Annotated in this window: 24 protein-coding genes; 18 read left to right on the forward strand and 6 right to left on the reverse strand. The window is 54.5% G+C overall.

What is annotated here, in order from left to right; genetic code table 11:
* The 4 genes from motB to flhD form a co-directional block, all read right to left on the reverse strand.
* Positions 1-966: a flagellar motor protein MotB gene (gene motB / locus FCL49_RS10790; RefSeq protein ID WP_174353590.1), complete on the reverse strand. Its 966-nt coding sequence runs from the start codon at positions 964-966 to the stop codon at positions 1-3.
* Positions 963-1,853: a flagellar motor stator protein MotA gene (motA, locus tag FCL49_RS10795; RefSeq protein WP_017893240.1), complete on the reverse strand. Its 891-nt coding sequence runs from the start codon at positions 1,851-1,853 to the stop codon at positions 963-965. Before motA ends, motB begins: the two co-directional genes overlap by 4 nt.
* Positions 1,854-2,011: 158 nt before the next feature.
* Positions 2,012-2,593: a flagellar transcriptional regulator FlhC gene (gene flhC, locus FCL49_RS10800; RefSeq protein WP_037418921.1), complete on the reverse strand. Its 582-nt coding sequence runs from the start codon at positions 2,591-2,593 to the stop codon at positions 2,012-2,014.
* Between the two features lie 2 nt (positions 2,594-2,595).
* A complete protein-coding gene (gene flhD, locus FCL49_RS10805) occupies positions 2,596-2,946 on the reverse strand; it encodes a flagellar transcriptional regulator FlhD (RefSeq protein WP_044552100.1) in 351 nt (116 codons plus the stop codon).
* Between the two features lie 1,393 nt (positions 2,947-4,339).
* Here flhD and ydgT point away from each other — a divergent pair.
* The 3 genes from ydgT to FCL49_RS10820 all read left to right on the forward strand — a co-directional run bounded on the left by ydgT (position 4,340) and on the right by FCL49_RS10820 (position 6,238).
* Positions 4,340-4,555: a transcription modulator YdgT gene (gene ydgT / locus FCL49_RS10810; protein ID WP_012145712.1), complete on the forward strand. Its 216-nt coding sequence runs from the start codon at positions 4,340-4,342 to the stop codon at positions 4,553-4,555.
* Between the two features lie 152 nt (positions 4,556-4,707).
* Positions 4,708-5,127 carry a universal stress protein UspC gene (uspC, locus tag FCL49_RS10815; protein ID WP_135317048.1) on the forward strand — a complete coding sequence of 140 codons (420 nt, stop codon included), beginning with the start codon at positions 4,708-4,710 and terminating at the stop codon, positions 5,125-5,127.
* Positions 5,128-5,203: 76 nt separating this feature from the next.
* Positions 5,204-6,238, forward strand: coding sequence for an NADP-dependent oxidoreductase (locus FCL49_RS10820; RefSeq protein ID WP_174353591.1), 1,035 nt, complete (start codon positions 5,204-5,206; stop codon positions 6,236-6,238).
* A 98-nt stretch (positions 6,239-6,336) separates the two neighbouring features.
* Here FCL49_RS10820 and pcp read toward each other — a convergent pair whose 3' ends face one another.
* On the reverse strand, positions 6,337-6,984 hold the full coding sequence (gene pcp, locus FCL49_RS10825; RefSeq protein WP_174353592.1) for a pyroglutamyl-peptidase I: 648 nt from the start codon (positions 6,982-6,984) through the stop codon (positions 6,337-6,339).
* A gap of 97 nt (positions 6,985-7,081) precedes the next feature.
* Here pcp and FCL49_RS10830 point away from each other — a divergent pair, with 97 nt between their 5' ends.
* The 12 genes from FCL49_RS10830 to FCL49_RS10885 all read left to right on the forward strand — a co-directional run bounded on the left by FCL49_RS10830 (position 7,082) and on the right by FCL49_RS10885 (position 21,368).
* Positions 7,082-8,014 (forward strand): LysR family transcriptional regulator, encoded by a 933-nt coding sequence (locus FCL49_RS10830; RefSeq protein WP_174353593.1) that lies wholly within the window; start codon positions 7,082-7,084, stop codon positions 8,012-8,014.
* Between the two features lie 1,110 nt (positions 8,015-9,124).
* The gene (gene tagV, locus FCL49_RS10835) at positions 9,125-9,625 is read left to right on the forward strand and encodes a type VI secretion system accessory protein TagV (RefSeq protein ID WP_174353594.1); all 501 of its coding nucleotides are present in this window, start codon (positions 9,125-9,127) and stop codon (positions 9,623-9,625) included.
* A 25-nt stretch (positions 9,626-9,650) separates the two neighbouring features.
* Positions 9,651-10,181 (forward strand): type VI secretion system lipoprotein TssJ, encoded by a 531-nt coding sequence (tssJ, locus tag FCL49_RS10840; RefSeq protein ID WP_174353595.1) that lies wholly within the window; start codon positions 9,651-9,653, stop codon positions 10,179-10,181.
* A 40-nt stretch (positions 10,182-10,221) separates the two neighbouring features.
* Positions 10,222-11,568, forward strand: a complete 1,347-nt coding sequence (gene tssK / locus FCL49_RS10845) for a type VI secretion system baseplate subunit TssK (RefSeq protein WP_174353596.1) — start codon at positions 10,222-10,224, stop codon at positions 11,566-11,568.
* A gap of 21 nt (positions 11,569-11,589) precedes the next feature.
* Positions 11,590-12,792: a DotU family type VI secretion system protein gene (locus FCL49_RS10850; RefSeq protein ID WP_174353983.1), complete on the forward strand. Its 1,203-nt coding sequence runs from the start codon at positions 11,590-11,592 to the stop codon at positions 12,790-12,792.
* Positions 12,792-16,430, forward strand: a complete 3,639-nt coding sequence (gene tssM / locus FCL49_RS10855; protein ID WP_174353597.1) for a type VI secretion system membrane subunit TssM — start codon at positions 12,792-12,794, stop codon at positions 16,428-16,430. Before FCL49_RS10850 ends, tssM begins: the two co-directional genes overlap by 1 nt.
* Positions 16,431-16,448: 18 nt before the next feature.
* A complete protein-coding gene (gene tagF, locus FCL49_RS10860) occupies positions 16,449-17,168 on the forward strand; it encodes a type VI secretion system-associated protein TagF (protein WP_153860951.1) in 720 nt (239 codons plus the stop codon).
* Between the two features lie 23 nt (positions 17,169-17,191).
* Positions 17,192-18,217, forward strand: coding sequence for a type VI secretion system protein TssA (tssA, locus tag FCL49_RS10865; protein ID WP_174353598.1), 1,026 nt, complete (start codon positions 17,192-17,194; stop codon positions 18,215-18,217).
* 104 nt (positions 18,218-18,321) lie between these two features.
* Entirely contained in the window at positions 18,322-18,858 is a 537-nt protein-coding gene (tssB, locus tag FCL49_RS10870) for a type VI secretion system contractile sheath small subunit (protein WP_012145725.1), read from the forward strand.
* A 3-nt stretch (positions 18,859-18,861) separates the two neighbouring features.
* Positions 18,862-20,367: a type VI secretion system contractile sheath large subunit gene (gene tssC / locus FCL49_RS10875; protein WP_012145726.1), complete on the forward strand. Its 1,506-nt coding sequence runs from the start codon at positions 18,862-18,864 to the stop codon at positions 20,365-20,367.
* Positions 20,368-20,424: 57 nt separating this feature from the next.
* Positions 20,425-20,931 carry a type VI secretion system amidase effector protein Tae4 gene (locus FCL49_RS10880; protein WP_112349604.1) on the forward strand — a complete coding sequence of 169 codons (507 nt, stop codon included), beginning with the start codon at positions 20,425-20,427 and terminating at the stop codon, positions 20,929-20,931.
* Positions 20,928-21,368 (forward strand): T6SS amidase immunity protein Tai4 family protein, encoded by a 441-nt coding sequence (locus tag FCL49_RS10885; RefSeq protein WP_174353599.1) that lies wholly within the window; start codon positions 20,928-20,930, stop codon positions 21,366-21,368. Before FCL49_RS10880 ends, FCL49_RS10885 begins: the two co-directional genes overlap by 4 nt.
* Positions 21,369-21,463: 95 nt before the next feature.
* On the opposite strand, the gene FCL49_RS10890 is transcribed toward FCL49_RS10885, so the two are convergent.
* Positions 21,464-21,673: a hypothetical protein gene (locus FCL49_RS10890; RefSeq protein ID WP_174353600.1), complete on the reverse strand. Its 210-nt coding sequence runs from the start codon at positions 21,671-21,673 to the stop codon at positions 21,464-21,466.
* A gap of 276 nt (positions 21,674-21,949) precedes the next feature.
* Here FCL49_RS10890 and FCL49_RS10895 point away from each other — a divergent pair, with 276 nt between their 5' ends.
* The 3 genes from FCL49_RS10895 to FCL49_RS10905 all read left to right on the forward strand — a co-directional run bounded on the left by FCL49_RS10895 (position 21,950) and on the right by FCL49_RS10905 (position 25,234).
* A complete protein-coding gene (locus FCL49_RS10895) occupies positions 21,950-22,432 on the forward strand; it encodes an Hcp family type VI secretion system effector (RefSeq protein WP_012145727.1) in 483 nt (160 codons plus the stop codon).
* 289 nt (positions 22,433-22,721) lie between these two features.
* Entirely contained in the window at positions 22,722-24,461 is a 1,740-nt protein-coding gene (tagH, locus tag FCL49_RS10900; RefSeq protein WP_174353601.1) for a type VI secretion system-associated FHA domain protein TagH, read from the forward strand.
* On the forward strand, positions 24,461-25,234 hold the full coding sequence (locus FCL49_RS10905; protein ID WP_153859919.1) for a PP2C family protein-serine/threonine phosphatase: 774 nt from the start codon (positions 24,461-24,463) through the stop codon (positions 25,232-25,234). Before tagH ends, FCL49_RS10905 begins: the two co-directional genes overlap by 1 nt.
* Position 25,235: the final 1 nt, after the last annotated feature.

Below are 25,235 nucleotides of genomic sequence, written 5' to 3' on the forward strand. Positions count from 1 at the left end.
TCACCTCTGCTGTGAGTCGCTGTTAGTCGGTACTGGCTCAGCCGTCGGCTGCTCCGGTGCAATGAGGGTGGCCGGAGCCGTCGCCGCTGGGGCCAGCGACTTTAGCTCGACCGGCTGAGCGACATCCATCGCGTTGCTTTCGCCATTTTCGTGTTCGATACCCTGCTGGGTTTGCTTGTTCAGCACCAGCACGGTGATGCGGCGATTGATGGCGTCATCGGCGCCGTGCTGTTTCAGGCTCATGGTGGCCGCCATGCCCACCACCCGCAGCACCTTCCCTTCCGACAGCCCACCGGCAATCAGCTCACGCCGTGAAGCATTGGCGCGATCGGCCGAAAGCTCCCAGTTGCTGTAACCCCGCTCACCCGTGGCGTATGGAATGTCGTCGGTGTGGCCGGACAGGCTGATTTTATTCGGCAAATCATTGAGGATCGGGGCAATCGCTCGCAGGATGTCACGCATATAGCTTTCCACCTGCGCACTGCCGGTTTTGAACATCGGGCGGTTCTGGCTATCGATGATCTGAATGCGCAGACCTTCATCCATCATGTTGATCAGCAGATGCGGGCGCAGCGCTTTCAGCCGCGGATCGGACTCAATCAGCTCATCGAGCTTTTCCCGCAGCTTGTTCAAGCGCAGTTCCTCGTCGCGTTTCTCGAGCGTATCGATCTGCCTTTTCACCAGTCCGTCCTGCTGAGTCGGGTCATCGCCACCGCCGGGGATCGGGCTGCTTTCCGAACTGCTCTTGTCGCCGCTGGTCAGCGCCACTTTTAACGGCGTGCGGAAATATTCGGCAATTTGCGTCAGCTCCTGCGGGCTGGCGATAGCCAGCAGCCACATCACCAGGAAAAACGCCATCATCGCCGTCATAAAATCGGCGTAAGCAATCTTCCAGGAGCCGCCGTGATGGCCGGCCTGATGCGACTTGCGTTTTCTGACCAAAACAACCGGGTGATTCTGCTTCATGCCTGTTCTTCTTCCGTCGCCTGCTGTGCCGGCGCTTTCACCCGGCGCACATGTTCTTCCAGCTCGACGAAGGACGGACGCTCGGTGGTGTACAAGGTTTTACGGCCGAATTCGACGGCAATCTGCGGTGCGTAACCATTGAGGCTGGACAGTAAAGTGACCTTGATGCACTGCATCATTTTGACGTTTTCGGCGCTTTTCTGACGCAGCAGGGTAGCCAGCGGCGAGATAAAACCGTAGGCCAGTAAAATACCGAGGAAGGTGCCAACCATGGCGTTGGCGATCAACGCGCCCAGCTCGGCCGCCGGGCGGTCGGCCGAGGCCAGCGCATGCACCACCCCCATCACCGCCGCCACAATACCGAAGGCCGGCAACGAGTCACCGACCATCGCCAGGCTGCCTGCCGGGACTTCGCTTTCCTGTTCAAAGGTTTCGATCTCTTCGTCCATCAACGCTTCGATCTCAAACGCATTCATGTTGCCGCTCACCATCAGCCGTAAGTAATCGGTAATAAACTCTACGAGGGTGTTATCGGCAAGAATGCGCGGATAATTAGAGAAAATTTCACTTTCTTGCGGATTATCAATATCGAATTCGAGGGACAGCATGCCCTGCTGACGAGATTTGGCCAGCAGCAGGAAGAGTAGCGCCATCAGGTCCATGTATAAATCTTTACTGTATTTCGAACGACGCATCAGCTTGGGGATGGCGCGCAGCGTGGATTTTATCGCCTTACCGTTGTTGCCCACGATAAAAGCGCCGATACCCGCGCCGCCGATAATCAAAAATTCTGCCGGCTGATAAAGCGCGCCCAGATGGCCCCCCACAATCAGGTAGCCCCCAAAGACCGCACCCAATACCACGAGATAACCCAAAATAACTAGCACACGCATTCCTTAAATTAACAATGTGGATGGAAGGTGGGATAAGCGCGCGTTTGAGACGCACCGACGCAGCAGTCTGGGCTGCGTCGGTGGGTTCGGCATGCCGAACCCTGCGTGTTACAAATCGATTTAAGTCTGGATAAACCGGCGCTGTCGCCGGCTCAAATCGCGCGTTTAACCTGCTCGTCCAGCAGTTGAGGAATAATATCGGCCAGTTGCGGCGAAAGTTTACGTCTTTTTACTGCGCGGGATGGGGGCTGGCATAAACTGCAAACAAAACTGTTCAACGGCTGGTGCGCGTGGGTGATAAAAGTGCCGCCACAGCAGTTGCAGGCCGAAAGCTGCAGCATGCCGCTATCGACGAAACGCACCAGCGTCCAGGCACGGGTCAGCGCCAATAACGGCGCCTCTCCCGGTTGGTGTGGACACTGTTCCAGATACAAACGATAGGCTTTAATCACCGCCTCAACGCCAGTGCAGTGCCCACTCTTCATCAGGAAACTGTAGGCGTTATAAAACATCGATGAATGGATGTTCTGTTCCCAGGTCATAAACCAGTCGGTCGAGAACGGCAACATTCCTTTCGGCGGTGGACTGCCGCGCAATTCTTTATAGAGTTTGATCAAACGCCCGCGGCTGAGCTGAGTTTCGCTTTCCAGCATCTGCAAACGGGCGCCCAGCGTAATCAGCTCCATTGCCAGCTGAATATCCTTGGCTTCCTGAACAATACTTTTCTCTGCCATCTTCAAGCTCTTTTCTTCGTCGCACTACCGTCTTTAGCCGATAGTTCTTGCAGTAAGTGGCTTGATAGCAAAATGCCGGTATGGATTTGCTGCAGATCGTCAACGCGCGATTCTTTCGTCAGGCGCTCGATCGTCTGGTGATCGTTAAAACGGAAGTGACAGACCAGCTGGTTGGTCTCAGCCAGTTTAACCATTTGTGGCAACGTGAGCTGAGCAAGCGCATCAGCCATGGTCTCGTCGATCCCCAGACGGAACATTGCCGATGCTTTCTCATCATTAATCAGACGCTGTGCTAAAAGTAAATACGACAAATTGATGTCATAAATATGCTTAAGTAATTCAGACGTACCCATATTCCCCATCCCGACAGACTATGTTTAAAAACATACGCTGGGTGATAATTTTTATCGCCCGTGACCTGGGTTTGTTCCCTAAGTTGGCAAATGAATCCCTGAATAACGTTCGTTATAAATTTATCAACATCACTAATTTCGAACCGTCATTCAGTATTTGATACGTGCGTAAACCTACGTGTATGGATGTACAGCATTTTGCTTCAGCAGTGTGTAATCACTGTGAAACTATTTTTACAAAATTAATAAGATTATTCCTAATGCAGCGCAACTCTACCCCCGAACCGTTAGCACACACAATGTAAGTGAGAGGCAATTTTAAATACAATGTGATCTAAGTCACAAAAATAAAAAATATTTAAGCCAAATATCTCGATCCCTGCCTGTTTTTTAACCTTGTTTTTGAACAAAAAACGACCATAAGTAAAAAAACGTCTTAAAAACAATGTATATAAGCCAAAAAAATATCTTTTTTAGATCAATTCGAACAAAAGCATTACCAAACTAAAATAACAGAACAAAAATCTGCTCGTAGCCGATAAAAGCAGTACAAATAACCGTTTAATAAGCCATAAACTATCCATGTTGAAAAATAACGCACGTAAACTATAAGGTTATGAGGTTTCGGATTTGACTTAAAACCGGTGCCATTGGTTGTTTTAATTTTCATCTATTGTTCTTATTTGGTTAACAATAGCTCGCTTAGGTTGTGAACAAGAAAACAGACGTAACTATATATTTCCAGGCTGAGAGGATGAAAGTGGCAGGTTTCGATGTTTTTTTGTGAAAAGTATTCCAAAACGATTTATCGGCAATACTAATTTAAACTTTAATGGTTTTTTATCGAAAATTAAAAAATGACTGAAAGCTCAGATGATATTTATCAGTCAATAGAGGTCACTATCACTTTTATAAACCAAAATGCAGTTTCGTTTTATTTTATACCGGCGTTTCATCTATACCCCGTGCATTTGAAGTGACTACCAGACGGCCAGTCCATCCGTTTTGCCCAGGGCCGGGTATACCGCATGCCACATCCGCGCTTATGCAATGGAAAGATCCCATTGATTGATCCCGGGATCTTGGGGATTTGCACGCTACAGCAGACAAGGACTGGGCAGAACCGCCCTGCGCTCGTGCCACCTGGACTGATGGGGCCTGAGACTTTCCCTATTTTGCATATCGATCGACAGCCAGGCATTGCCGACAATCCACGGGCATATTATTATTCGCCACGCAGGGTCACCTCGCACTCAGCCATCTATTACCGTATTGAAATTTATTTATTTGAAATTAATTTTTCAGGTCTCACATCACACTCTTTTGCTACTGTCTGATGACAGGGTGATGTTTCTTCGTCCAACTACAACTATTAACAGGTTATATTTTAATCATGACAGATACCCTGGATTACCTGATGACATTCCGGAAATGCACCAGCCTGGACAGCGTTGAGAAAGTGTACGACAAGCTTAATTATTCTATTGATAATGATATTGAAATCAGCAACATGTACCGTGCTGCCGATCATCGCCGGGCGGAACTGGTTGCCGGAAAACTGTTCGATTTGGGCAAAGTACCCAAAACGCTGTGGGCACAGGTGCTATAATTTTCTTTAATTGCGCGCGCGTGTCTGTTTATCATTTATTGCTAAATAACGGCAATGTCCCATGATTTATTGACGCGCGTGATACAAAACACATTTATTAGTTTCGCCAGGCTCTACCCTTTTACCTTAACGACAGGAAACAGGAGCGGAAGATGGGATATCAAAACGTTTTGGTTACCGTCGCCGTGGCGGCAGACAGCCATCGCCTGGTTGAAAAAGCCGTTTCCATTGTGCGCCCCTACAACGGCAAAATCACCCTGCTGAGCATGATCGCCAATCCAGAAATGTACAATAACTTCGCCGGGCCGATGCTGGGCGATCTGCGTGCGTTAATGGAGGAAGAAACGCTGCTGTTTATGGAAGAATTACGCCTGCGGGCCGATTATCCAATAGCCGATACGTTGATCGTCCACGGCGAGTTGGGGGATAGCCTTAACTACGCCAGCCGTCAGCAACCTTTTGATCTGGTGGTTTGCGGCAATCATAGCGACAGCATGATGAACAAGGTTTCCTGCTCTGCTGCACGCTTTATCAATACCAGTCATATCGATGTACTGATCATTCCTCTTTAACGCTGAGCACATTCGGCTATTTGCTCTGGTCAATGATTGACTAGACTTGGGACTCCATCCGCATAAGGAATGTCTGATGTCCCAGTCTATGCAACACAACCGTCGTTTTTTACTCGCCTCACGCCCGCACGGTGAGCCTACCGCAGACAATTTCCACCTGGAAAAAGTAGCGACGCCGCAACCCGCCGCTGGCCAGGTGCTGTTACGTACCGTCTATCTGTCACTGGATCCTTACATGCGCGGCCGGATGAGCGATGCCCCTTCTTACGCGCCACCGGTAGAGATCGGTGAAGTGATGGTTGGCGGCACGGTATCGCGTGTGGTTGCGTCACAACATCCCGACTTCAAACCCGGTGACTGGGTGTTGGGCTACGACGGCTGGCAGGATTATGCTTTATCTGACGGTAGCGGCTTGCGGAACCTCGGTCCGGAGCAGAAACACCCTTCCCGCCTGCTCGGCGTGCTGGGCATGCCGGGTTTCACCGCCTATATGGGCCTGTTGGATATTGGTCAGCCGAAACCTGGTGAAACCCTGGTGGTCGCTGCCGCCAGTGGCGCTGTCGGTTCCGTCGTCGGGCAGGTCGCCAAGCTGAAAGGTTGCCGCGTGGTCGGCGTGGCCGGCGGTAAAGAAAAATGCCGTTATGTAGTAGAAGAACTGGGCTTCGACGCCTGTGTCGATCACCGGGCGCCTGATTTTGCCGAGCAACTGGCCGCCGCCTGCCCGCAGGGCATCGACATTTACTACGAGAACGTCGGCGGTGCGGTGTTTGATGCGGTGATCCCGCTGCTCAATACCCAGGCGCGTATTCCGGTGTGCGGCATTATCGCCCACTACAACGCCACCGACTTGCCTGCCGGCCCGGATCGCCTGCCGATGCTGCAGGGGCTGATCTTGCGTAAACGCATCCGCATGCAGGGTTTCATTATTTTTGATGACTATGCAGAAGGCTTTGGCGAATTCCTGCAGCAGATGGGCGAGTGGGTTGAGCAGGGGAAAATCAAATTCCGCGAAGACCTGGTCGATGGACTGGAAAATGCGCCACAGGCATTTATCGGCCTGCTGCAAGGCAAGAACTTCGGCAAACTGGTGATCCGCGTCGGCGACGAATAACGCTAAATCGGCAGGGGGTCGAACATGAGTTCGACCCTATTTAACCCATTGATGATGTAGCGCCCCTACCATGCAACACTGAACACTTCACCGGCACCTCAATGTAGTGCCCCCCCGGTGATGGTCAAATCCTCCCCCACCGTCAGTGAGGTATGCACAATACTGCGTACCGCCTCGATCATCGTCGCTAGCGCCATACTGGATTTTCCCGGATGGTTGGCCGCCAGCTCATGGCTGTAGGGAATATGGATAAAACCGCCCTTGATCGCCAGGTTATGGCTGGCGATATGGTGACTCAGGCCATAAAAAAGCTGGTTGCAGTTGTAGGTTCCCGCCGTGTGCGAAACCGCAGCCGGAATGCCTGACTGACGCAGCTGATGTACTATCGCTTTCACCGGCAACGTGGAGAAATAGCCTACCGGTCCGCCCTCCACCACCGGTATATCTATCGGTTGTTTACCGGCGTTATCAGGAATACGGGCATCAATCAGGTTGATGGCCACCCGCTCAATAGAGATTTCTCCGCGCCCACCCGCCAGTCCCAGGCAGACAACCACCTTCGGGCGCAACTCTTCAATCGCGGCAATGAGCTGCTGGTTGGACAAACCCAGCACGCAAGCCAATTGACGTACCACCACCTGCGCACCCGCCACCTGTTCCCCGGCCAAAGCTTGCGCGACCTGCCATGAAGGATTAATCGCGTCGCCGTCAAACGGCTCTATACCCGTCACCAATACCCTGTCCATCGCCTCACCTATGTTGTTATTGAATCAGCGTGTCCTCAGCCTAAACAACGCGGTATGATTCTGGAAATGGATTATCTGTATATAGAGTATTCATAATATGAATTTATCCAGTGTCGATCTCAATCTTCTGGTGGTATTTGAAGCGTTGTACCAAACGCGGAATGTCACCGTCGCCGGCCAACGTCTGAACCGCGCTCAACCCTCGGTGAGTAATGCGCTGGCCCGACTGCGTACCCTGTTTGACGATCCCTTGTTCGTCCGCAGCGGCGGCGGCATGCTGCCCACCGCCCGTGCTCACCAACTGATGCTGCAGATACAACCGGTGTTGGAACAGATCCATCAGGCATTAACGCCGCCAACCCGTTTCGATCCGGCAACAGCCAGCCAGCGCCGCTTTAGGCTGGCAGCCGGTGATTATGCAGATATCACGCTGTTACCCACCATCATCAGTCGGCTGCGTCAGGCTGCGCCCGGTATTGATATCCGCGTATCACGGCTGGATCGGCGCACGGTGGTACAACAACTTGAACGTGGAGAAATTGATGTAGCCCTGGGTGGGCATCTTGAAGTACCGGAAGGCATGCTGGTACAGCCGTTGTTTAACGAGAGTTTCACCTGTATCGCCAGCCGTCATCACCCACAGCTGGCAGCCGAAAGCTGGGGTTTGCAGCAGTACATTAGCCTGCCCCACGCGCTTTATGCACCGTCGGACGATGGTTCGGCACGCGGGGTCATCGACCGGCGCTTGACTGAAATGGGGCTGGAACGGCGAGTCGCCGCGACGTTTTCACATATTATTGCGCTACCTGCCGTGGTGGCGGGTAGCGATCTGATCGCCACCCTTGCCACCAGCGTTGCCCGGCAATTTGCTGACCCTTCACGAATTCGGTTCCTGCCACTCCCCAGTGAACTGGCCATACCTGCCTTCCCTATCGAATTAGTCGCCGGCCGACAGGTTAAACGCGACCCTGCGCTGGCATGGTTATGCGATACCCTCGGCCAACTCGAACTTCCCTCTTTCCACCGCTAATTCATCCACTCTGCTGTATTAAACACCAAGCCAAGCGCCCCGGTGTGACTGGCTTCGCATTCATACAAATAGGAATCCTCCTAAATTACATTCTTCTTATTTATATATGTGATCATCTTTACCCTGCAAATGGTAAGCACATAAAACAGCCTGTCACTTTTTTTTCGTTAAAAAATAGTTGTTATTTAAGTACATTGGCTTAAGTGTTACACAATTATTTCATGGTATTACCAATGATCCAAATAAATCAAACTACCACCAGCAAAAACTACAACTATATGTTTTATATATATAAAATAAAAAATGCGAGTGAGTTAACGAATTAGACATTGATCCAGAAGGTTATTTTGCAAATTTTCAGGGCTATTGTAGACTGCAGATTCTCTGTTTATATGTAAACTTTGTTAAGTTTTTCGTCAGCCCATGTCTCAAATCGTGACAGATACGCTACCGGGATCGCGCGTCAATTCTCGTGCGGTAGCTATGCCTAAAGCCAGAGATACTACGAATTATCTTATCATTACTCAATTCCTTCCACCCTGTTTAGCCGCGGTTTAAGAGCCTTCGGGAGGGGAAATTCACTGGAACTTTTGAGTCTTGAAAACCTGACCGCCACCTCTACAAAACCACGACGTACAAGCAGCCAATAACATCAAGATTGTGAAGTAGCCTGATATCTATTAAACCGAAAAACGGGATTGTTTTTGAGCGATGCAGCCAACTGCTCGCTGATATCTACGGGAAGCCTGACACACACAATGAAACTCATAAAAACATTGCGTCCAAGCGTGCCTTATCGTTCTTGCCACCGGCAGGAACAACATCACCCGGATGTCTCCATTTTGGTGCTAACCGACATGGGGGTTTCCCCGCGTCTGCGCCCTGAGCCTGAACTACGGCAACTCACCATCGAGGAGCCACGGCTTAACTGGCGTCCTCGATCTGGTCATTCTCAAAGCCAATCTCCATCTGCAAAACTCCACGACTGCGTTAGGTCGGTACACCACACCCAGTCGGTCAGGGATATTGCGGTTTGCGCCCTGAAATAGGCGTTTTGATTACACAGCCCTTCATTTCATTTCTGCCCATAAAAAGATCAAAGAGGATATTGTGAAAACACGGATTGCTCTAACGCTGCTAGCCGCCCTGACGCTTGCCGGTTGTTCTACCCCGCCACCCCCACCGCCGGCGCTCGATATTAACGCCCTGATCAGCAGCGAAGTGGACGGCGTCAAGCTTCAGCACCGCGCAGCCATCAAGGCCCCGCAAAAGTTCAAACCCATCGGCAAGGAATACCGCAGCCTGTACGCGGCCAGCATCATGAGTAGCCCAGGTTACAACGGCAGCGCCGTCGGCAGCCTGGACAATGCCGCCGCTTTCTATGTGCTGGGGGAAGTCGAAAATCATTGGCTGGCGATCACCGAGGCCGAAGGTGGAAACCTGATGGGTTACATCCAGAGCAACGCCGGCGTGCCGGTTGCACACTACAAATCGACGCTGCGTAAAGATTTACCGCGCCGTAATCGCGCGACCCGGCAGGACTGCGTGAAAGTCGGTGGTGACAGCAAAGCCTGTAAAGACAGCGGCTCTGCCACCTGGATCCTTCAGTAGTTCCCCCTGGTTGACGAGACTCACCATGATAACAACCCCCACTCTCTCCCGCTGGTGCGGGCTAGTGTTCCTGCTGTTGGGCGCATTGGTGCTCAACGGCTGCATGTCCTCTGCCAAGAGCGTGCCTTCGCGTTATAGCCTGGTCTTCGATGCCGACAGCCAGGTGAACGCCGCGGCAGGCCAACGGCCGGCACCGATAAAAATTCGTGTACTGCTGCTACGTTCCGATGCGGAATTTATGGACGCCGACTTCTTCAGCCTGCAGAGCGATGCCAAAAGCGTGCTTGGCAATAGCCTGCTGGACAGCGACCAGTTCTTCCTGACGCCGGGCCAGAGGGGAAAAAAACTCGGCGGCCAAAGCACGCTGGAAACCCGCTATATCGGCATCATCGCCGAATACCAGAACCTCGATGGCAAAGCCTGGCGCATTTCACTGCCGCTGCCGGAACCCACCGAGACCAATTTTTACAAGGTGTGGCAATTCTCGCCGGATGAGCTGGAAGCCCACATCGTGGCAGGCATTAATGGCCTGCGCACCGTGAAAGATCCCGACTGACCCGCCGCTGTGCCCAAGCGAAGTAACCATAGGTGTGACGATGAAAGATGCTCATAAGGTCGTCTGGACTGAAGGGATGTTTTTACGCCCTCATCATTTCCAGCAGGCGGAAAACTATCTCGAAAGCTACATGCGCAATTGGGGCCAGGCCCACCAAGGCTGTTTTTGGGGCTTTCTCCATCTGGATTTGGATCAAACCCTGCTGCGGCAGGGCAAAATTGCGCTTAACGCCGCCAGCGGCATCATGCCGGACGGCACGCCCTTTCGTTTCTCCGGCGCCCAGCAGGCACCAGCCCCGCTGACCATTGCCGAAAACAAGACCGGCGAAAACGTGGTTCTGGCATTGCCAACCTACCGCGCGGGCCGTGAAGACGTGATTTTTCAGGAAGCACCGGACGCTTTGGCGCGCTATCTGGCCTATGAAAACGAAGTCGACGACCTGAACGCCGTTTCGGTCGGCAGCGCGGCATTGCAGTTTGGTCAGTTGCGCCTGCGTCTGATGCTGGAAAGCGAACTCAATGCCGAATGGACGGCCCTCGGCGTAACCCGGGTGCTGGAAAAACGCGGGGACGCCAGCCTGCGTCTCGATCAGGTGCAAATTCCGCCGATGCTGAACTGTCAGGGAAGCCCGGTGCTGAAAACCTTTATCAACGATCTGCAAGGCTTGCTGCTACAGCGCAGCCAGCAGATGAGTCAGCGCCTGCTGCAACCGGGACGCGGCGGCAGTTCCGAGATGGTCGACTTCATGCTGCTGCAACTGATTAACCGCCATCTCGGCCAGGTGAGCCACGCTTACCATCTCGATCACCTGCATCCGGAACGCCTGTTCGCCGACTGGCTGCAGTTCGCCACCGAGCTGGCCAGTTTCTCGGCGCAGCGCACACCGGAAGCCCGGCTGCCGGTATATGACCATGACAACCTGGCGCTGTGTTTCGGCAAGCTGATGCTGTTGCTGCGCCAGGGGCTGTCGGTGGTGCTGGAAGACAACGCCATCCAACTGACGCTGGTCGAACGCTCGCATGGTCTGAACATTGCCACCGTCCAGGACACCAAAATGATGCGCGACTTCGGCTTCGTGCTGGCGGTACGTGCCGATGTCGCCGCCGAAGTGCTGCTCACTCACTTCCCGGCGCAAATGAAGATTGCCCCGGTCACGCGGATCCGCGATCTGGTGCAGTTGCAACTGCCGGGCATCGGGCTGCGTACCATGCCGGCGGCACCACGCCAGATCCCCTATCACGCGGGTTATACCTATTTCGAATTGGAAAAAGGCAGTGACCTGTGGAAACAGATGGAAAAATCCAGCGCCTTCGCTCTGCACCTGGCCGGCGACTTCCCGGGTCTGGATATGGAATTCTGGGCGATTCGCAGCCATACGGACCGGTAACCTATGACTCAGGAAAATAACATGACGCCGACGGGCAACCCGTTGGTAGAAGCCGCGAACCCTTTGCTGAACGCCATTTCACAAATCCGCCAATCGGCCACCCACGCCAATCCGGGGCAGCTGCGCCAGCAACTGATCGATAAAGTTCGCCACTTCGAACTCCAGGGGCAGCGCGCCAATCTGCCGTATGAAGTGATTATCGGCGCACGTTATTGCCTGTGTACCGCGCTGGACGAAGCCGCCGCGCTAACGCCCTGGGGCAGCAGCAGCGTCTGGTCCGGCAGCGGGCTGTTGGTCACTTTCCACAACGAAACCTGGGGTGGAGAGAAGTTCTTCCAACTGCTGGCCAAGCTGTCGCAAAGCCCGCGCGAACACATCCAACTGCTGGAATTGATTAACTTCTGCCTGCTGCTGGGGTTCGAAGGCCGCTATCGAGTGATGGAGAACGGCCGATCGCAGCTGGAAACCATGAAACAACGCCTGCTGCAACTGATCCGCTCGGTACGCGGCGGTTACGCTCCGCCGCTGTCCCCCAACGCACTGGATCTGCCGGTACAGCAAAAATTGTGGCGCCCGCTGGTGCCATTGTGGGCCTGCGTGGCACTGACCGGTTTTCTGGCGTCACTGCTGTTTATCGCCCTCAACTGGCGACTGGGCGACAGCACCAGTCCGGTGCTGGCAGCCATTTATCAGACCAACCTGCCACAGGTTGCCATCAGCAATCCGGCACCGGCGGCACCACCGACGCTGAGCCTGAAAAGCTTCCTGCGCAAAGAAATTGCCGAAGGTCTGGTGGTGGTGCGTGACGAAGCGCAGCAGAGCGTGGTGATCCTGAAAGGGGATGGCCTGTTTGACTCCGCTGCGACAACGGTGCGCGGCAACTATATCCCGGTCATTGACCGCATTGCCGCGGCGATGAACGGCGTCAGCGGCAAGATCCTGGTCACCGGCTACAGCGATAATCTGCCGATCCGCAGCGCGCGCTTCGCCTCCAACTGGGAGCTGTCACTGGCACGCGCCGACGCGGTCAGCGCCCAACTGCAGAAACACCTCGACAACCCGCAACGGGTGAAGGCGGAAGGCCGCGGTGAAAGTAACCCGGTCGCACCGAACAATAGCAAAGTGAACCGCGCGCTGAATCGCCGGGTAGAAATTACGCTGTTGGTTGCGCCAGAAAATACCCAGGCGGAAATCAACGGCTTGCCGCAAGGAAACGGAAAGTAATGCTCAGTACGTTATTCTCCATCATCACCAGCCGCCTGTTATGGGGCTTTGCCGGCATTACCGCGCTGGCGTTCATCATCTGGATGATCGGCCCGTTGGTGGCTATCGGCGATTATCGGCCGCTGGAGCCGGAACTCAACCGCCAGTTAACCATCGGCGCTATCTACCTGATCTGGTTCCTGTGCCGCATTATTCCACGCATCTACAGTGCCTGGTTCAACCGCCGCCTGCTGAGTAACCTGCGTGCCGCCGAAGAAGTCCCGGCTGAAAACGGTAAGCCGTTAGCCAAACAGGATGAACAGTTGGCCCAGCGCTTTGATGAAGCGGCGCAATTGTTGAAGAAAGCCCGCTTCGCACCGGGTCAGGGGGACAGCAAACACCGCTGGATGACCCACTTCAGCAGCCAATATCTCTACCAACTGCCGTGGTATGTGATCATCGGTGCGCCGGGAGCCGGTAAAACCACCGCGCTGGTCAACTCCGGCCTGCATTTTCCGCTGGCGGATCGCTTCGGCAAGTCTGCCCTGCGCGGCGTGGGCGGTACCCGTAACTGCGACTGGTGGTTCACCAATGACGCCGTGTTGCTTGATACCGCCGGTCGTTATACCACTCAGGAAAGCCAGCGCGAGGAAGACGCCGACGAGTGGAAAAGCTTCGTCGGCCTGCTGAAAAAATACCGTACCCGTCAGCCGATCAACGGCGTGATGGTGACCATCAGCATCGCCGATCTGTTGAGCGACAGCAGTGAAGCCCGCGCCGCGCAGGCCAGTTCGCTGCGTAAACGCCTGATTGAGCTGCATGAACAGTTGGGGATCCACTTCCCGGTTTATGTGTTGGTAACCAAGACCGACCTGCTTAATGGCTTTATGGCCTATTTCAACGGCTTTGATAAGGCGCAGCGCGAACAAATCTGGGGGTTTACCTTCCCCTATGAGGCATCGCGTCAGCCAGATTTCAATCTGAATGCCACCTTCGAACAACAGTATGGTTTGCTGCAGCAACGACTGGATTCTGCGCTGCCTGAAACCCTGCTGGTTGAACATGATGGTCGCCAGCGCGCTGAAAGCTACCTGTTCCCACAGGAATTCGCGGCCCTGCGCCCGCTGCTGGGCCAGTATCTGGAACAGGTGTTTGCCACCTCCAGTTTTGAAACCCGCTTCACCCCGCGCGGTATTTACTTCACCAGCGGCACCCAGGAAGGTCTGCCGTTCGATCGGGTGATGGGCGAACTGAATCGCTACCTGCAATTGCCGACGGCAAGCAGCCAAGCCCACGCCAACCCGGCCTGGAACCATGTGGATCCGGCCGCACCCATCCCGGCAGGCAAGGGCCAAAGCTTCTTCCTGAAAGACACGCTGGAATCGGTGATTTTCCAGGAGTCCGGGTTGGCGGGCAGCAACCGCTGGTGGGAATACCGTAACCGCGCGGTGCATTGGGCGGGCTATATCCTGCTGGCGGCTTGCCTGGCGATCCTGGCGATTTTCTGGTTCACCAGCTACAGCAACAACAAGGCTTATCTGGCCGAAGTGGCCGCCAAGGTACCCGGTGTAGAACGCCAGGGACTGGGTCTGACGCAGTTGGGCAACGGCGATATGCTTTCGCTGCTGCCGTTCCTTAACAGCGTGCTGCATTTGCCGGACAGTCAGAATTTCTCGCTGGAAGATCCCCCTTTCACCTATCGCATGGGGCTGTATCGTGGCGATCAGGTCAGTGACGCCAGCGACTCGCTGTATCAGAAAGCGCTGAAGGAATTGCTGCTGCCACAGGTGGCACAGCAGATCGCCACCACGCTGCGCAACGACAACCACGGCGATGCCGATTTCAGCTACGAAGCGCTGAAGGCCTACCAGATGCTGTATCTGCCAAAACAGTATGACGGTAAATTCCTGCGCGCCTGGGTGATGCTCAACCTGCAACGCAACCTGCCGCAGGGCAGCACCCAGAAACAGCTGCAGCAGATTGAATGGCACCTGAGCCAACTGCTCGACGAGCAGATCCAGGCTTCGCCTTACGCCAAAGATGAACCTATGGTGGAACAGGCGCAGGCCGCGCTAAACCGGGCGCCCCTGTCACAGCGGGTGTACGGTCGTCTGAAGCGCCTGCTGCTAAAGCAAACCGAGATTAAACCGGTCAGTCTGGTTGACCTGGCCGGCCCACAGACCGAACTGGCGTTTTCGCGTAAAAGCGGTAAGCCAGTGACCGACGGGGTACCGGGCCTGTTTACCTCTCGGGGCTACTGGAAAACCTTCAACGACAATATTGATCCGGTGACCGATACCCTGCGTCAGGAAGATGTTTGGGTGCTGAACAGCAAAACGCCGGATCAGAAAAACGCCGATTTGATCAAGACCATTCGCCAACTGTACATGCAGGATTTTATCAGCGCCTGGGATGAACTACTGGGTGATATTCAGTTGGCCAATATCGGAAACCTGAGCCAGCGTATCAGCAGCGCACGTTTGTTGTCCGGCACCCCTTCGCCGATGCGTAACCTGCTGGTTAACGTCAGCAAGAATGTCACCCTGCGCGACGAAAAAAGCACTGCTGACTCGCGTTCACTGCTGGATAAAACCGAAGAGCGGCTGAGCCAGAGCGCCAACCACCAACTGGAAGCGCTATTCACCAATCGACCGGCCAACGCCGACGGCGATGTCTCTGCCCAGCCGGAACAACTGGTAATGGCGCATTTCGCCGCATTACTGGAGCTGGCGCAAAGTCAGGGTGAAGGCAACAAGGCGATCCCGTTCGACAGCGTGCTGAAACAGGTTGATGAGCTGTACAGCTACCTGACCGCGGTTCAGGGCGCGGCCAACAGCGGCATGTCGGCACCGCCCAGCGATATCATCCCGCGCTTGCAGGCCGAGTCCGGCCGCTTACCGGTGCCGTTCAAACAGATGCTGCTGTCGCTGGCGATTGGTGCCAGCAGCGACACACAACGCAAAGAGATGGAAAACGTCAAGAAACGCATCAGCGTCGAAGTCGGCAGCTTCTGCCGCCAGGCGATTGCCGGGCGTTATCCTCTGGTCGCCAGGGCGCGTCAGGAAGTCACGCCGGACGATTTGGCGCGCATGTTTGCGCCCAACAGCGGGCTGATGGACAGCTTCTTCCGTGACAATTTGCAGGGCAAGGTCGACACCACCCGTGCCAACTGGCGTTTCACACCCGGCGTAGACGGCAAAACGCTGCCCGGTGGCGAAGGCATCCTGCGTTCATTTCAGCAGGCGCAACGCATTCGTGACGCCTTCTTTGCCAACGGCACCGCGACGCCGTCTTACCGCGTGACCGTTCGACCGGTACGGATGGATAACGACATCCTCAACCTGACGCTGGATATCGACGGACAACTGTTCAAATACAGCCACGGTCCGCAGGTACCTCTGGTGATCAGTTGGCCGGGTACCCGTAATACCAATCAGGTGCACCTGCAGTTGGCGCTGGCCAACGGCTCCACGGCCAGCCTGGTCACCAGCGGCCCCTGGGCGCTGAACCGTTTGGTGGATATGGCGCAGACTTCTGCCGGCAGCAGCAACCTCGGCCGTCAGGCTACCTTCAACCTGGATGGCCACCGCGTAACGCTGGAGTTCACTCCCAACAGTATCCGCAATCCGTTCCAGTTACCGGCATTCTCCTGCCCGTAGCCCCGAAAGGACAAGATAATGAGCAATGACCTGAGCCCGACCACAAGCATTGGCTGGTATGGCAAGATCCCTTCCGCCGGTGACTTCCTGCAGCGTCGCCTGCCGGATATGGTGGTGAACAATTGGGCCCACTGGTTCCATAACGGCCTGGTGAACCTGCAGCGCAATCCACCTGGCCCGAACGGAAATCCTTTCAGCAATGCGCCAGTATGGAACTTCGTCATTCCGGCCACGCTCGGCAGTCAGTACGTCCAGATGGGCTGCCTGCTGCCCGCTCGTGATCGGGTAGGTCGTCATTACCCGATCTGCGCCCTGCGCCTGTTCTGCCAGCAAGACTGGCGAACTCAGCAGTTGAACATGGCGGCGGAATGGTACAACCAGCTCGGCCACCGGCTGCTCAATGGGGTGCGCAATGGTTTTTCCGCCGAGCAGCTCGACCGTTCGCTGCTGGAGATCCCTGCCCTACCGACCCCACCGGCGGAGGCCGATTCCGAGATCCTGTCGATTATCGGCTTCCAGCATCCGGACGTACCCGGCCTGGGCTGGCAACAGGCGGCCGACTGTTTCGACCCGGCGCAGTACACCAGTTTCTGGTGGACCAATCAGGCCGATGGGCATCCGCTCTATACCCATGTGCACAGTGGCAACCTTACCGTGCAACTGTTTTCTCTGCTGTTTGAACCCAATGGCTGGGCGCGTCCCGGTCGTGGCGGTCAATATCCGCAGATGTTTGATTAACCTCGCCTGTTGAAGGAAATTTTATGGCTATCGACACCCTGTTAGCCCCGGTTGACGCAGAAAATCCCTGCGGCGAAAACCTGGAATATGACACCGACTTTCTGGCGATGGAGCAGGCTGCGACCGGCAAGAGCGAGCAGCAGTTCGGCAGCACCATCATTCCGGCAGAAGCGCCGGACTGGGTGCAGGTGGAACGGCTCGCGACCACGCTGCTGACACGCACCAAGGATTTACGGGTAATGCTGTGCCTGACCCGCGCCTGGACGCAGCTGCGCGGGTTGCAAGGCTACGCCGACGGCCTGATGCTGATCCACCAGGCGCTGGATCGTTACTGGGACACGTTGCTGCCGTTGCTGGAGTTCGACGGCGAGGCTGACCCGCTGTTTCGCATCAACGTGCTGGCCGATCTCGGCGACAAGGCCGCGTTGACCACCAGCGTGCGTGCTGCACCTCTGCTGAAAGGGGCAACCGGTGAAATCTCGCTGCGCGACGCCGGGGCATTGCTCGACGGCAGTAAGCTCGAATGCCCTACCTTTCCTGGTGGCCGTGCGCGCCTGCAGGATGAATTGTCTCAGCCGGAGCGCCCGGAAGCGCAATTGGTGATGCGCATCGCCGAAACCCTCGGTGCCATCCGTACTACGGTCACTCGCCATTTGGGTGAAAGCGCCCTGCCGGAAATGCACAACCTGACAAAGATTTTCGCCCTGGTCGCTCAGTTCGGCCAGGACCGCGCCTCGGTCAGCGAGTCAGCCGAACAGCCCGACGATATCGCCGCACCACCGACGAGTGCTGCCGCATCGGCCCCGGCCGCCACGCTCAACTGGCGGAGTGCGCAAATTCAGTCACGCGACGACGCCCAACTGATGCTGGACAAGGTAAAACACTATTTTCGTCTTCATGAGCCCAGCCACCCGGCGCCGCTGATGATCGACCGGGTACAGCGGCTGATTGCACTGGACTTTATGCAAATAATCCGTGATTTGGCACCCGATGGTCTTAACCAACTGGAGACCATTCTGGGTCGCCCCGATAACGAGGAGAACAACTAGCCGCCGACCCCTTTGTTCTCTTAACGATACTCATAACCGCATTTGAACCTGACTCTCCAAGCCGGAAGAGGCGCGTTCCCAATCGCCATTAGATGGAGTAAATCATGCCAAACTCGAAATCCCGTAGCGGGCAGAAATTTATCGCCCGTAACCGCGCACCGCGCGTACAGATTGAATACGATGTCGAAATTTATGGCGCAGAGCGCAAAATCCAGCTGCCGTTCGTGATGGGCGTGATGGCAGACCTGGTGGGGAAATCGGTGGATCCACAGGCGAGCGTTGATGAGCGCAAGTTCCTGGAGATCGACATCGACAACTTCGATGAGCGCATGAAATCGCTGAAACCGCGCGTTGCCTATCAGGTCGACAACACCCTGACCGGCGAAGGCAAACTGAATATCGATCTGACGTTTGAAAGCATGGAAGACTTCTCCCCTGCTGCGATTGCCCGCAAGGTCGACGCGCTGGACAACCTGCTGGACGCCCGCACCCAGCTTTCCAACCTGTTGTCTTATATGGACGGTAAAAACGGCGCTGAAGAGCTGATCTCCAAGATCTTGCAAAACCCGGCTTTACTGCAATCCCTGACCGATGCGCCGAAACCGGCCGCCACGGACGACAACAATCAGCGTGAGGACTAATCGATGAGCAACTCGCCTCAGCAACAAAAAGCGCTGCAGACCAGCGAAGCTTTCTCCAGCGATGAATTCAGCGCGCTGCTGAACAAAGAGTTTCGCCCGAAAACCGATCAGGCCAAAGAAGCGGTGGAAAATGCGGTAAAAACCCTGGCGCAGCAGGCGCTGGAAAACACCGTGACGGTCTCCTCTGACGCCTATCGCACCATTCAGGCGCTGATCGCCGAAATCGACGAAAAGCTGTCGCAGCAGGTTAACCAGATTATCCACCACGCTGAATTCCAGAAGCTGGAAGGTGCCTGGCACGGCCTGCACTATCTGGTTAACAACTCTGAAACCGACGAAATGCTGAAAATCCGCTTTATGAGCATTTCCAAGCAGGAGCTGGGCCGCACGCTGAAGCGCCATAAGGGCGTGGGCTGGGACCAGAGCCCCATCTTCAAAAAAGTGTACGAGGAAGAGTACGGCCAGTTCGGCGGCGAACCCTTCGGTTGCCTGGTGGGCGATTACTACTTCGACCACAGCCCGCAGGACGTAGAGTTGCTGGGCGAGATGGCGAAAATCAGTGCGGCCTCCCACTGCCCGTTCATCGCCGGTACCGCACCGAGCGTGATGCAGATGGAGTCCTGGCAGGAGCTGTCCAACCCACGCGATTTGACCAAGATCTTCCAAAATACCGAATACGCCGCCTGGCGCAGCCTGCGTGAATCGGAAGATGCCCGCTATCTGGGCCTGGTAATGCCGCGATTCCTGGCACGCCTGCCGTATGGCATCCGTACCAATCCGGTTGACGAGTTCGACTTCGAGGAAGAAACCGACGGCGCGAACCACGGTAACTACACCTGGACCAACGCCGCCTACGCCATGGCCGCCAACATCAACCGCTCGTTCAAAGAGTTCGGCTGGTGTACTGCGATCCGTGGGGTGGAGTCTGGCGGTGCGGTGGAGAATCTGCCGTGCCACACCTTCCCGAGCGACGACGGTGGCGTGGACATGAAGTGCCCGACCGAGATCGCCATCAGCGATCGTCGCGAGGCCGAGCTGGCAAAGAACGGCTTCATGCCGTTGGTACACCGCAAAAACTCCGACTTTGCCGCCTTTATCGGCGCCCAGTCGCTGCAAAAGCCGGCGGAATACTACGACGCCGATGCGTCTGCCAATGCCCAGCTCTCTGCCCGCCTGCCTTATCTGTTCGCCTGCTGCCGCTTCGCGCATTACCTGAAGTGCATCGTCCGCGACAAGATCGGTTCCTTCCGCGAGCGCGACGATATGGAACGCTGGTTAAACGACTGGATCATGAACTACGTGGATGGCGACCCGGCCAACTCCTCACAGGAAACCAAGTCACGCAAACCGCTGGCCGCTGCGGAAGTACAGGTGGAAGAAATCGAAGACAACCCAGGCTACTACAGCGCCAAGTTCTTCCTGCGCCCGCACTATCAATTGGAAGGCTTGACCGTCTCCCTGCGTTTGGTATCGAAACTGCCTTCACTGAAGCAGAACGACGCATCCTGATGTGCTGAAAGTCAGGCCGTGGGAACACGGCCTGAAAAAATAACATGGAGGTAGGATATGGGAGCAAGACCACGATTTCTCGCTGCATGGACAGCAGCCAAAAATATTTATGACGCTAATGACTCGCTGGGAAAAGTGAAAAATACCATTGGCGGCGCAGTGCAGCGCAACTTCGAGATCCCCGTGAATGCTGGAGGATGGGAAAATAGCTGTGCTGTGAGAATGAGTTATGTACTTAACTATACAGGGCATCCGGTCCCCAGAATAAGCCAACTCACGGTCTCTGGTGCAGATAAGAAATGGTACTTTTTCCGAGTACGTGATCTTATTTCATACTTGACAAAAACATGGGGAAAACCAGATTTAATTATCAATTTCCCTCAACTACCCGTGACCCAACTGGCCAATAAAAAAGGTCTAATCCTTTTTGAAGTATCCGGATGGGACAACGCAGGTGGGCATGCTACGTTCTGGAATGGGTCCAGTTGTTCGGATCATTGCTATTTCAATGAGCCGGGCACAAATTACTCAACTCCTCGAGCCAACTTTTGGGAGTTGCCATGAATACTCTAATTAAATTCAGTCTGCTTTCAACGCTACTGAGTGTTTCATTGCAGTCGCAAGCCACGGATATCCAAGACCCAGTAGCATTTATCAAACAAATGCCTTATTTCCAGGTGGTTAAAGAGCTGGCACTGACTCGCTGTCTGGCGCAGGTATCCGAATCAGACAAAACCTTCTCTCTTGATGCGGCCAGAACCGCCAATGCGATGAGAGAATGGATGCCGTTTGATATCGAAGCCGGTGATGAGAAAGTGAATACTCTCATCGATAAGTTCAAATCCAGAGTGAACGCGTTTCACAGCGAGACTAAAAACAGCAGTACAGGGGTAACCTTAAACTGCCTGAGGCTTTATCACAGCCCCGAGCTGGATAAATTATCTCGTGAAGTCATTGTTGGTGATCCTAATCACTCGTGGAATCAGGATAACCCGCAGTAATCAGCATTGGGCCATTGTCTTTTTTAATGATGGCTCGGTAATTAATATCGATAGTATTCGCCATTAATTACCATTCAAAAAAACAAACCTTGAAATTAATTTTTATTATAAAACTTCCCAGACAGCAAAAACACGACAACCATAATTATAAAGAAGAGTGTTTTACCAAAAACAACCCCCATAGAATTTGCAGTCAAAGACTCATATGCCACAACATAGTAAACAGAGCGAATGACATCAACAAGTGCATAAACGCCAATAATGAACGAAGTAATCAAAAGCACGACAGCAATAATCTTTTTCATTTAAACCTCATTAAGATCACAAAACAAACACTGGGAAATGATTCTAGTGTAACGGGTGGATTAATGTCTAGCATTTCATCCGTGTTTTGTGGTTAACCCATTCGGAGCGAGAACCTTATATCGTCGTTTCGAGTTTCACTGAGCTATGAAAATAGTTCAAGCCGAGGCAGAGGTAAAATATGGACGATTTTATTCGGCCCCATGCTTTCCTATTTGCCATATTCAGTGCTTTTTCGAAAGCAGCAATGTTATTTATCCCTAAAAAGAGTAGATACTATGGCTATTGATATGTTCCTGAAAGTTGAAGGTGCCAGCGGTGAATCTAAAGATTCAAATCACAAAGGCTGGACCGACATTACTTCTTTCTCCTGGGGCGCTTCTCAACCAGGCAACATGAGCGTGGGTGGTGGCGGCGGTGCCGGTAAGGTTTGCTTTAACGATCTGCATGTCAACGCGTTGGTCGACAAGTCAACCCCTGCACTGCTGAAGCACTGCTCCAGCGGTAAACACCTGACCAAGATTGAACTGTCAGTCTGTAAAGCCGGTGGCAGCCAGGTTGAATACGTCAAAATCACTCTGGACGACGTGCTGGTCACTGCCGTGCAGTACACCGGTGCCGGCGGTGAAGACACCGTAGGCGTAACCTACTCCTTCCAGGCATCAAAAGTGAAACAGCAATACTGGGAGCAGAGCGATAAGGGTGGTAAAGGCGCAGAAAGCAGCGCAGGTTGGAATATCAAGGAAAACCGCGAAGCTTAATCTGTATCCCCCCGGCTTTGTCCGGGGGTTTTCATACCATACAATGGAATGCCTCTCGCTTCCTCAATCCGCAGAAGCTAAAGTTATTTTCAAAAAACACGCAACGAATAAACAATAAAACCAAAAATGATTAATCATCATAAAATTAATATCATCTACTTCTTAAATTTCTCATTAACATATTAAAACCACAGCACAAACTGGCTTACCAAAATAACAGCCAATTTTTGTAAGCCAGACACCGAAATAATAATTAACTGCAATATCTCCTAATCAGCAGGAATGCCTTATGCGATTTTCTATTGTCAAAAATAAAAGTGGCCAGGTTCCGCCACAGAGCAGCTGCGACTTTCTGCCGCCCGGCGGCACCATTGGCCGTAGCGTGGACAACAATCTGGTATTGCCGGACGAAGAGCGCGCCATCTCGCGGTTGCAGGCGATCGTACATATTTCTGCTGATGGCGAATGCCGCGTAACCAACCGCGGTAACGTCACCCGCGTGTTGCTGAACGATATTCCGCTAGAGCGCGGCCGTCAGGTGGAGCTGCAGGATGGTGACATTCTCGGCATCGACGATTACCAAATCCAGGTTACCTCCTTACAGCAAGCGGCTGCACCGCAGGCTCAGCCGGCAGTGAAAACCGCCGACACGGCGCCAGTGACTACGCCGGTCGCCAAAGAAAAATCGGCTGCCCCCATCCCGAATGAGATCTGGGACAGCCTGGTAGAAGAGTTCACGCCAGCCGCAGCGGTGAATCCGCGCCCGGCTCCCGTCATTAATCAGGACAGCCATCCGCTGCTGGAAACCCCGGAGCCTGAGATGAACCCGGCCGATCCGCTGGCGCAATTGGCAGGCGACGTCGAACTACGTCAACTGCAGTCGCAGCAAACCGATCCGGCAATGTTGTTCAACACCGACACCACCTTCGAACGCGATCCAATTTTGGCCGATACCACCCCGAGTGCGCTGTTGGCCGAACAGCGTCCGACCACCAGCCAAGCTGCGCCGATCAAACCCGCTGAGCTGGAAAAAAATGAGCAGGAACTCGATCCGCTGGCGCTGTTTGGCGGTTCTTCTGCCCCCACATCGCCGGACGCGTTGAACAGCAACGATCCGCTCGGTCTGCTGATGGGCAGTGCTGTCCCCCTGGCACAGCCAGAGCCTCCGGCTGCGGTGCCACAACCGGCGCCCCCATTACAGCAACCGGTGATGGCCGCCCCGGTGGAAGCACCACAACCCAAAGCCGCGCCGCAGCCGGTCGCTCAGCCGGAGCCTATTCCGCAACCTGAGCCACAGTTTTCTCCTTCAACCCCACCGCAACCGCGTCCACGCCCGGCCAACCGCCTGGGTATCGATCCGATTGCCTATCAGACTGCGCGTGCCCAAAACGGTAGCGCACCTGCAGGTGAGCGCTTGGAAGGCCCACTGTTGGCCGCATTACTCCAGGGGGTAGGCCTGGATGACCTGCAGCCACAGCCGCACTTTGATGAGCAGCAACTGCGCCAGGCCGGTCGACTGCTGAGCCTGTTCTCTCAGGGTACCGTCGCCCTGCTCTCTTCACGCTCAATCCTTAAGCGCGGCGTGAAGGCCGAGATGACCATGATCCTCGACGAGGCCAATAACCCGTTCAAACTGCTGCCCTCGGGCAAAACGGTGTTGATGCAGATGTTCGGCAGCAAGATGCCGGGGTTTATGCCGCCGGAACAGGCGGTACGCGACGCACTGATCGACCTGCAGGCGCACCAGTTAGGCATGATCGCCGGTATTCGCGCCATCATCGCCGCCATGTTGCAGTCATTTAATCCAGATCGTCTTGAAGAAGAGGCGCGCAAGGAAGGCGCGGCACCTCGTTTATCCCTGCCGGCCAGCCGCAAGGCAGCGCTGTGGGATTACTTCGTGAAAAGCTATCAGCAGACTTCCGGCGAAATCGAAGACGACTTTCACACCCTGTTCGGCGAAGCCTTCCTGCACGCCTATGATGTTGAAGTGAATCAATATAAAGACTCACAGACCCAACCGGACGCGTAATGAATATCACTATAGCCTCTACCTCCAATCAGGGCGGCCGCGCCTCTAATCAGGATCAGACCGGTGAAGTGGTCGGTAACCGCGCCGCCTGTTTCGTGGTTTGTGACGGCATCGCCGGTTTTCCCGGTGGGGACGTTGCCGCCAAACTGGCACACGACACCATCCTGCAAAACTTCGACGGTGAAAAACACCTCAATGCCCAGAGCATTCGCCAACACATTGCCAGTGCCAATGCCGCCATCCACCAGCAGCAACGCCAGTCGGACGAATACGGCAAGATGGGCACCACACTGGTCAGTCTGTTTATCGATCGCGATTACCAACTGGCTTACTGGGCGCACGCCGGTGACAGCCGCTTGTACCTGTTCCGTCGCGGCTATCTGCATTCGGTGACCACCGACCACAGTCTGATCCAGCAAATGCAGGATGCCGGCTACCAAACCAGCGGCATCAACAGCAACCTGCTGTATTTCGCCCTGGGTCTGAATGAAGAACGCGACGCCACCTACAGCGACGTGTTGCAACTGGAAGACGGCGACGTTTTCCTGCTGTGTACCGACGGTTTTTGGCACAGCTTTACCCAGTCTGAACTGGAACAATCGCTGCATATGGTCAACTCCCCCAGCGAGTGGATTGCCCTGATGGAGCAGGCATGGAAGAAAAATAATAACAGCGATAACTACAGCGCTATCGCCGTCTGGATTGGCTCACCGCAGGAAACCACCCTGCTGCATTCTCTGGCGGATGCGGAGCGGTTTCTGTCCCGCGACTGAG

Origin of the sequence: Serratia proteamaculans, assembly GCF_013337185.1 — a bacterium.
GTDB classification, from domain to species: domain Bacteria; phylum Pseudomonadota; class Gammaproteobacteria; order Enterobacterales; family Enterobacteriaceae; genus Serratia; species Serratia proteamaculans_D.